Below are 8521 nucleotides of genomic sequence, written 5' to 3' on the forward strand. Positions count from 1 at the left end.
GAGAAGACCCGTCGCGGCCTCTACGGCGGCGTGGTCGGCTACCTCGACTTCGCCGGCAACGCCGACTTCGCGATCGCCATCCGCACCGCGCTGATGCGCGACGGCACCGCGTACGTTCAGGCCGGCGGCGGGGTAGTGGCCGATTCCAACGGCCCCTACGAGTACACCGAGGCCTCCAACAAGGCGCGAGCGGTGCTCAACGCGATCGCGGCCGCCGAGACGCTGACGGCGCCGCCGTCGGGCCGCGATGGCTGATTCCCGCCGATCCCGGCTCACGATCGTCATCGCTCAACTGCTGCTGGTGGTGGCCGCGGGCGCGCTGTGGGTGGCCTCGCGGCTGCCGTGGGTGGTGATCCGCTCGTTCGACGGGCTTGGCCCCCCGAAGCAGGTGACGTTGTCGGGCGGCTCCTGGTCGACGGCGCTGCTGCCGTTGGCGCTGCTGATGCTGGCCACCGCCGTCGCGGCGCTCGCGGTGCGGGGCTGGCCGCTGCGAATCCTGGCCGTGCTGCTCGCCGCGGCCAGCCTGGCGGTTGGCTATCTGGGGATCAGCCTGTGGGTGCTTCCGGACGTGGCCGCCCGCGGCGCCGAATTGGCGCATGTCCCCCTGATGTTCCTGGTCGGAAGCGAACGGCGGTACATCGGCGCCGGGGTCGCGGTGGCCGCCGCCGTGTGCACGCTGATCGCGGCCGTCATGTTGATGCGGTCCGGCGGGCTGCCGCGCGAGCGCGCAACGAAATACGCGGCGCCCGCGACCCGCCGTTCGAATGCGCTACGCGAAACCGGTCCCGGGGCGATGCTGGAGGGGCAGCAGCAGCCGGAGATGTCGGAGCGAATGATTTGGGATGCGCTTGACGAGGGACACGACCCGACCGATCGGGCCGCTGGGTCAGACAGCGAGGGTCGGTGATGAGCCGTGAGGCGACGGTCGCTACCCTTCATTGACGTCATCGAAATCGGCTGAGTAACCGAGCGACAGTGGGATGGCAGTGGGAAGGGAACGACAGGCATGAGTCCGGCATCCGTGCTTGACTCCATCCTCGAGGGAGTCCGAGCCGACGTTGCCGCGCGCGAAGCCGTTGTCAGCCTGAGCGAGATCAAAGCGGCCGCCGCCGCGGCGCCCCCGCCCTTGGACGTCATGGCAGCGTTGCGCGAGCCCGGCATCGGCGTCATCGCCGAGGTCAAGCGCGCCAGCCCGTCGGCGGGTTCACTAGCGCCGATTGCGGATCCGGCCAAGCTGGCCCGGGCCTACGAAGACGGCGGCGCCCGCATCATCAGCGTCCTGACCGAGGAACGGCGCTTCAACGGCTCGCTCGACGACCTCGACGCGGTGCGCGCCGCGGTCTCAATTCCCGTCCTGCGCAAAGACTTTGTGGTGCAGCCCTATCAGATCCACGAGGCGCGTGCGCACGGTGCGGACATGCTGTTGCTCATCGTCGCCGCGCTGGAGCAGTCGGCGCTGGTGTCGATGCTCGACCGCACCGAATCGCTCGGTATGACGGCGCTCGTCGAGGTGCACACCGAGGAAGAGGCCGACCGGGCTTTGAAGGCGGGGGCGAACGTGATCGGCGTGAACGCGCGCGATCTCACCACGCTGAACGTGGACCGGGATTGCTTCGCGCGCATCGCTCCGGGGCTGCCGAGCAACGTGATCAGGATCGCCGAATCCGGCGTCCGCGGCACCGGGGACCTGCTGGCCTACGCCGGCGCCGGCGCCGACGCCGTGCTGGTCGGTGAAGGTCTTGTCAAAGCCGGTGACCCCCGCGCGGCGGTTGCCGATCTGGTCACCGCGGGCACCCACCCGTCCTGCCCGAAACCCTCTCGCTAGGACGCCGATGAGCCGTCCCCGCGTCGAGAATTGGTGATGGTAGACCTGTCCCGCCCGGAGCTTCCGCTTTCGAGTGCGGCCATCGCCGAACCCACCCGCCACGACCCCGATCCGGGTGGTCATTTCGGCGTGTACGGGGGCCGCTACGTCGCCGAGGCGCTGATGGCGGTGATCGAGGAAGTCACCGCCGCCTACGAAAAGGAACGCGTCAACCCCGACTTCCTGGACACCCTCGACGACCTGCAGGCCAACTACGCGGGCCGCCCCTCGCCGCTCTACGAGGCCACCCGGCTGTCCGAGCACGCCGGGTCGGCGCGGATCTTCCTCAAGCGAGAAGACTTGAACCACACCGGTTCTCACAAGATCAACAATGTGCTGGGCCAGGCTCTGCTGGCCAAGAGGATGGGCAAGACCCGGGTGATCGCCGAGACGGGGGCCGGCCAGCACGGCGTGGCCACCGCGACCGCGTGCGCATTGCTCGGGCTGGACTGCGTGGTCTACATGGGCGCCGTGGACACCGCGCGCCAGGCGCTCAACGTGGCGCGGATGCGGCTGCTGGGCACCGAGGTCGTCTCCGTCGACAGCGGCTCGCAAACGCTCAAGGACGCCATCAATGAGGCGTTCCGCGACTGGGTCACCAACGCCGACAACACCTACTACTGCTTCGGCACCGCGGCGGGCCCACACCCGTTCCCGACCATGGTGCGCGACTTTCAGCGCGTCATCGGCCTGGAGGCCCGCGCTCAGATCCAGGCGCAGGCCGGCCGGTTGCCCGACGCGGTCACCGCATGCATCGGCGGCGGATCCAACGCCATCGGCATCTTCCACGCCTTCATCGACGATCCGAGCGTGCGGCTGATCGGGTTCGAGGCGGCCGGGGACGGCGTCGAGACCGGCCGGCACGCGGCGACGTTCACCGGCGGTTCCCCGGGGGCATTCCAGGGGTCATACTCGTACCTGTTGCAGGACGAGGACGGCCAGACCATCGAATCCCATTCGATCTCAGCCGGTCTGGACTACCCGGGCGTGGGCCCCGAACACGCGTGGCTGCGCGAAACCGGACGCGCCGAATACCGGCCCATCACCGACGCCGAGGCGATGGACGCGTTCGGGCTGCTGTGCCGCACCGAGGGCATCATCCCGGCCATCGAATCCGCGCACGCGGTGGCCGGCGCCGTGAAGCTCGGTGCCGAGCTCGGTAAGGGTGCGGTCATCGTCGTGAACCTGTCGGGGCGCGGCGACAAGGACGTCGAGACGGCCGCGAAGTGGTTCGGCCTGTTGGGGTCCGGCGACAAGTGACCGTCGAACAGAGCCAAGCAAGCCGGCTGGGGCCGACCTTCGATGCCTGCCGCAAGGACAATCGCGCGGCGCTGATCGGTTATCTGCCCACCGGTTACCCCGACGTGGCCACTTCGCGGGAAGCGATGATCGCTCTCGTCGAATCCGGTTGCGACATCATCGAAGTCGGCGTGCCGTATTCGGATCCGGGCATGGACGGCCCCACCATCGCCCGGGCCACCGAGGCGGCGCTGCACGGGGGAGTGCGGGTCCGCGACACGCTGGCCGCCGTCGAGGCGATCAGCGCGGCAGGCGGGCGCGCGGTGGTGATGACGTACTGGAACCCGGTGCTGCGCTACGGGGTTGACGCCTTCGCGCGCGACCTGGCCGCGGCGGGCGGGCATGGCCTGATCACCCCCGACCTGATTCCCGACGAAGCCGGGCAGTGGCTGGCGGCGTCCGAGGAGCATCGGTTGGATCGCATCTTCCTGGTGGCGCCGTCCTCGACCCCGCAGCGGTTGGTCACGACGGTCGAGGCGTCGCGGGGATTCGTCTACGCCGCTTCGACCATGGGGGTGACGGGCGCGCGTGACGCGGTGTCGCAGGCGGCGCCCGAATTGGTGCGCCGGGTCAAGGAGGTGTCCGACATTCCCGTCGGCGTCGGCCTCGGGGTCCGCTCGCGGGAGCAGGCCGCGCAGATCGGCAGCTACGCCGACGGGGTGATCGTCGGGTCCGCGTTGGTGTCGGCGCTGGGCGACGGCGGATTGCCCGCGCTGCGCGCGCTGACGGCCGAACTGGCCGCCGGTGTGCGGCTCAGGGTGGCCGCGTCGTGACGCATCTGCTCGCGTACATCCCCAGCCCGCCGCAGGGCGTGTGGCACCTGGGACCGGTGCCCATTCGCGCCTATGCCCTGTTCATCATCGCAGGCATCGTGGCGGCGCTGATGATCGGCGACCGGCGCTGGGAGGCGCGCGGCGGGCAGCGCGGCGTGATCTATGACATCGCGCTGTGGGCGGTGCCGTTCGGCTTGGTGGGCGGCAGGCTCTATCACCTGGCTACCGACTGGCGGACCTATTGGGGTCCGGGTGGCGCCGGTTCCATGGCGGCGCTGCGCATCTGGGACGGCGGCCTGGGCATCTGGGGTGCGGTGGCCTTGGGCGCCGTCGGCGCGTGGATCGGCTGCCGACGTCATGGAATTCCGTTGCCGGCCTTCGGCGACGCGATAGCGCCGGGAATCATCTTGGCGCAGGCGATCGGCCGGCTGGGAAACTACTTCAACCAGGAGCTCTACGGCCGGGACACCACCCTGCCGTGGGGTTTGGAGATCTTCTACCGGCGTGACCCTTCCGGTTACGTCGACCCGCACTCGCTCGACGGCGTCTCGACGGGTCAGGTCGCGCTCGTCGTGCAACCGACGTTCCTGTACGAATTGCTTTGGAACCTGCTGGTTTTCGTCGCATTGATCTACATCGACCGGCGGTTCAACTTCGGGCACGGGCGGCTCTTCGCGCTCTACGTCGCCGCCTATTGCGTCGGCCGCTTCGGCGTCGAGCTGCTGCGCAACGACACGGCCACGCAGATCGCCGGGATCCGGATCAACGTCTTCACAGCAACTTTCGTGTTCATCGGGGCCGTCGTCTACATCATCCTGGCGCCCAAGGGCCGCGAGGACCCGGCGACTTTGCACGGCACCGATCACGGCGCGGAGGAAGCGCCAAAGCCCAAGCCGGCACCCAAGCCTGAGCGCGAGCCGGAAGCCGAGCCCGAACTCGAGCCGATCACCGGCTTGCGGGTACTGCCGGCGGCCGGGGTGGCCGCAGTCTTGGCCGCCGGGAAGGCGACGAAGCGGCTGGTACCGCGGAGGCGATCGGGTCCGGTGGAGGCCGACGAGGCAGAGGCCGCGGAGGCCGAGACCGTGACAGCGGAGGCCGCCGAGCCGACGGTCGAGGAGCCGGCAACCGTCGACGCCGAAGTCGCGGAGACCGAAACCGCTGAGGAAGAGGTCGCGGAGGCAGAAGTCGCTGAGCCGGAAGCCGAAGAGGTCGAGACCGACGAGCCCGAAACTGCCGAGGCCGAGGTCGCGGAGCCGGAAGCCGAGCCCGAAACGGCCGAGACCGAGGTCGCGGAGCCGGAAGTCGAAGAGCCCGCGACCGAAGAGCCCGAAACTGCCGAAGTCCAAGCCGAAGAAGCCGCGGCCGAAGAGCCCGAAACCCCGGAGGCTGAGACCGCGGAGGCCGAGGCCGAAGAATCTGACGAGGCAGAGGTCGCGGACGCGGAGGCCGCCGTGGCGGAGGCGGTCGAAAGTGAATCCGCGGAGCCCGAGGCCGCGGAGGCCGCGGAGGATGAGGCCGTCGCAACCGAGGCCGCGGATGCCGAAGTCGAGGAGCCCGAGGCTGAAGAGCTCGAACCGGAAGCCGAGGAGGAACCGGAAGCCGAGGAATCGGAGGCCGACGAGCCCGAAGCCGAAGAGCCGCAAGATGATTCGGAGTCGCCTGAGCCGGACGAACCCGCAGCCGAGGAGCAACAGGCCGAGCCCGAGACGGACGCCGATGAAACCCCCGCCGAAGACACCGGTTCAACCCGGCGGCGGCTGAGCTTCCGGCTGAGGACCCGACGCCGCGGCTGACGGCCAAAACTCTTCGGCGGGCGGGCACCGGATCTGGCATGCTGAAAACGTGACTGACCAGCCGTGGAACGACGCCACACCGTCGGGCCCGCCGCCGCAGCAGCCGGGATATCAGCCCGGATATCCGCCGCAGTACCCGCAATATCCCGCGGCTGGCCCTTACTACGACCCGTCGGCGCCCTATGGCCGGCATCCGGTGACCGGGCAACCGTTTTCGGACAAATCGAAAACCGTCGCGGGGCTGCTGCAGCTGCTCAGCCTTCTCGGCATCGGCGGGATCGGGCGCTTCTACATCGGTGACATCGGGATCGGCGTCGCACAGCTGCTGGTGGGCTGGCTCACCTGCGGCATTGGGCTGATCTGGCCGATCATCGACGCGATTCTGATGTTGACCGGCAATGTCCCCGACTCACAGGGACGCCCGCTGCGCGATGGCACCTGATTCCTCATCGCGCGTGCCGGAGACCACGCACCGTCACCGCACCGCCGTCGCGGCGGGCACCGGGGTGTTGCTGGCCGGCGCGCTCGGCTATGTCGGCCTGGTCGACCCGCACAACGTGAATTCGGTGTATCCGCTGTGCCCGTTCAAGTGGCTCACCGGCTGGAACTGTCCCCTCTGCGGTGGCCTGCGGATGACGCACGACCTGCTGCACGGTGACCTGATGGCCACCATCAACGACAACGTCTTCCTGCTGTTCGGTATCCCGATGCTGGCCGGATGGATCCTGCTTCGCCGCCGCAACGGCCGGTCGGTCCTGCCGATCCCGGCTGTGGTGACCGTCGTCGTCGCGGCGATCGCCTGGACGGTACTGCGCAATCTTCCGGGTTTCCCGTTAGTGCCGACCGTCCTCAGCGGGTAGCCGCAGTCCGTCGAGTCGGTTAACTCGGGCTGCGATCGCCTCGCACGACTATGCTGGTTCGCCGTGAGTAGACGCGGGAAGATCGTCTGCACCCTTGGCCCTGCAACCAACTCTGACGAGCTGATTCTGGCGCTGGTGGAGGCCGGAATGGACGTCGCCCGAATGAACTTCAGCCACGGCGATTACGCCGACCACAAGGCTGCCTATGACCGCGTGCGGGCCGCCTCGGACACCACCGGCCGCGCGGTCGGCGTCCTCGCCGACCTGCAGGGCCCGAAGATCAGGCTCGGGCGCTTCGCGACGGGATCGACGTTCTGGGCCGACGGGGAAACGGTCCGGATCACCGTCGCGGACTGCGAAGGCACCCACGACCGGGTCTCGACCACCTACAAGAAGTTGGCCAAGGACGCCACGGTCGGTGACCGCGTCCTGATCGACGACGGCAAGGTGGGCCTCGTTGTCGACGCCATTGACGGCGACGACGTCGTCTGCACCGTCGTCGAGGGGGGCCCGGTCAGCAACAACAAGGGCATCTCGCTACCCGGCATGAACGTCTCCGCCCCCGCCTTGTCCGACAAGGACATCGAGGATCTGACCTTCGCGCTGAACCTGGGCGTCGACCTGGTCGCGCTGTCGTTCGTGCGCTCGCCGTCCGACGTCGAGCTGGTGCACGAGGTGATGGATCAGATCGGGCGGCGGGTACCGGTGATCGCCAAGCTGGAGAAGCCCGAGGCCGTCGACAACCTGGAAGCCATCGTGCTGGCCTTCGACGCCATCATGGTGGCCCGCGGCGACCTGGGCGTCGAGCTGCCGCTGGAAGAGGTGCCGCTGGTGCAGAAGCGGGCCATCCAGATCGCCAGGGAGAACGCGAAACCCGTCATCGTGGCGACCCAGATGCTGGACTCGATGATCGAAAGCTCGCGCCCCACCCGCGCCGAGGCGTCCGACGTCGCCAACGCCGTGCTCGACGGCGCCGACGCGGTGATGCTGTCCGGCGAGACGTCGGTGGGCAAGTATCCGCTGGCGGCGGTCCGCACGATGGCGCGCATCATCTGCGCGGTGGAGGAGAATTCCACCGCCGCCCCGCCGTTGGCGCACGTGCCGCGCACCAAGCGGGGAGTGATCTCCTACGCCGCCCGCGACATCGGCGAGCGCCTGGACGCCAAGGCGCTGGTCGCGTTCACCCAATCCGGTGACACCGTGAAGCGGTTGGCGCGGCTGCACACCCCGCTGCCGCTGCTCGCCTTCACCGCGTGGCCCGAGGTGCGCAGCCAACTCGCGATGACCTGGGGTACCGAGACGTTCATCGTCCCGATGATGACGTCGACCGACGGCATGATCCGCCAGGTCGACAAGTCGCTGCTCGAGCTCGGTCGCTACAAGCGTGGCGACCTGGTGGTCATCGTCGCGGGCGCGCCGCCGGGCACAGTAGGCTCGACCAACCTGATCCATGTGCACCGGATCGGGGAGGACGACGTCTAAGGAGCTGAGGAGTGCCCGTGCCGGCTGGCAACGATTTCGAGGAACTGCTAGCCCTGCTCGATCTGAACTGCATCTCCGAAAATCAGTTCGTCGGCTCCCATCCCAGCAAGAACCCGATGCGCACGTTCGGCGGCCAGCTCATGGCGCAGTCGTTCGTCGCCAGCAGCCGCACGCTGGCTCAGGACGACCTGCCGCCCAGCGCGCTCTCGGTGCACTTCATCAACGGCGGCGACATCACGAAGGACATCGAATTCCACGTGACGCGGCTGCGCGACGAGCGGCGGTTCGCCAACCGGCGCGTCGACGCCGTGCAGGACGGGATCCTGCTGTCCACGGCGCTGATCTCGTACATGTCGGGCGGCCCCGGCCTCGAGCACGGCGTCGACCCGCCGGAGGTCGCCTCGCCGCACGCGCAGCCGTCCCTCGCCGAGCTGCTGCGCGGCTACGAAA

10 protein-coding genes are annotated in these 8521 nt (G+C 68.9%); all 10 read left to right on the plus strand.

Annotated elements, in window-relative coordinates:
* The coding region (locus tag A5712_RS09660) for a chorismate-binding protein (RefSeq protein WP_197519355.1) at nucleotides 1–255 on the plus strand (255 nt) is incomplete at its 5' end.
* A complete protein-coding gene (locus tag A5712_RS09665) occupies nucleotides 248–907 on the plus strand; it encodes a TIGR02234 family membrane protein (RefSeq protein WP_068103921.1) in 660 nt (219 codons plus the stop codon). The genes A5712_RS09660 and A5712_RS09665, both read left to right, overlap by 8 nt.
* Nucleotides 908–1006: 99 nt before the next feature.
* Nucleotides 1007–1825: an indole-3-glycerol phosphate synthase TrpC gene (gene trpC / locus A5712_RS09670; protein ID WP_068103923.1), complete on the plus strand. Its 819-nt coding sequence runs from the start codon at nucleotides 1007–1009 to the stop codon at nucleotides 1823–1825.
* 33 nt (nucleotides 1826–1858) lie between these two features.
* A complete protein-coding gene (gene trpB, locus A5712_RS09675) occupies nucleotides 1859–3124 on the plus strand; it encodes a tryptophan synthase subunit beta (RefSeq protein WP_193791432.1) in 1266 nt (421 codons plus the stop codon).
* Nucleotides 3121–3936: a tryptophan synthase subunit alpha gene (gene trpA, locus A5712_RS09680; RefSeq protein WP_068103927.1), complete on the plus strand. Its 816-nt coding sequence runs from the start codon at nucleotides 3121–3123 to the stop codon at nucleotides 3934–3936. Before trpB ends, trpA begins: the two co-directional genes overlap by 4 nt.
* The gene (gene lgt / locus A5712_RS09685; RefSeq protein ID WP_068103929.1) at nucleotides 3933–5729 is read left to right on the plus strand and encodes a prolipoprotein diacylglyceryl transferase; all 1797 of its coding nucleotides are present in this window, start codon (nucleotides 3933–3935) and stop codon (nucleotides 5727–5729) included. The genes trpA and lgt overlap by 4 nt, the downstream gene beginning before the upstream one ends.
* 49 nt (nucleotides 5730–5778) lie before the next feature.
* Nucleotides 5779–6171, plus strand: coding sequence for a TM2 domain-containing protein (locus A5712_RS09690; RefSeq protein ID WP_068103931.1), 393 nt, complete (start codon nucleotides 5779–5781; stop codon nucleotides 6169–6171).
* Between the two features lie 13 nt (nucleotides 6172–6184).
* Nucleotides 6185–6589, plus strand: coding sequence for a DUF2752 domain-containing protein (locus A5712_RS09695; RefSeq protein ID WP_068103932.1), 405 nt, complete (start codon nucleotides 6185–6187; stop codon nucleotides 6587–6589).
* Nucleotides 6590–6652: 63 nt separating this feature from the next.
* The gene (gene pyk / locus A5712_RS09700) at nucleotides 6653–8071 is read left to right on the plus strand and encodes a pyruvate kinase (RefSeq protein ID WP_068103933.1); all 1419 of its coding nucleotides are present in this window, start codon (nucleotides 6653–6655) and stop codon (nucleotides 8069–8071) included.
* An 11-nt stretch (nucleotides 8072–8082) separates the two neighbouring features.
* Nucleotides 8083–8521, plus strand: a 439-nt coding sequence (locus A5712_RS09705) for an acyl-CoA thioesterase II (protein WP_231982086.1), incomplete at its 3' end; no start/stop codon positions are given.

This window comes from Mycobacterium sp. E2327, from assembly GCF_001672675.1.
Classification (GTDB): Bacteria; Actinomycetota; Actinomycetes; order Mycobacteriales; family Mycobacteriaceae; genus Mycobacterium.

Coding starts and splice junctions, on each gene's coding strand:
- A5712_RS09665 (WP_068103921.1), top strand. CDS start 248: ATGGCTGATTCCCGCCGATCCCGGCTCACGATCGTCATCGCTCAACTG.
- trpC (WP_068103923.1), top strand. CDS start 1,007: ATGAGTCCGGCATCCGTGCTTGACTCCATCCTCGAGGGAGTCCGAGCC.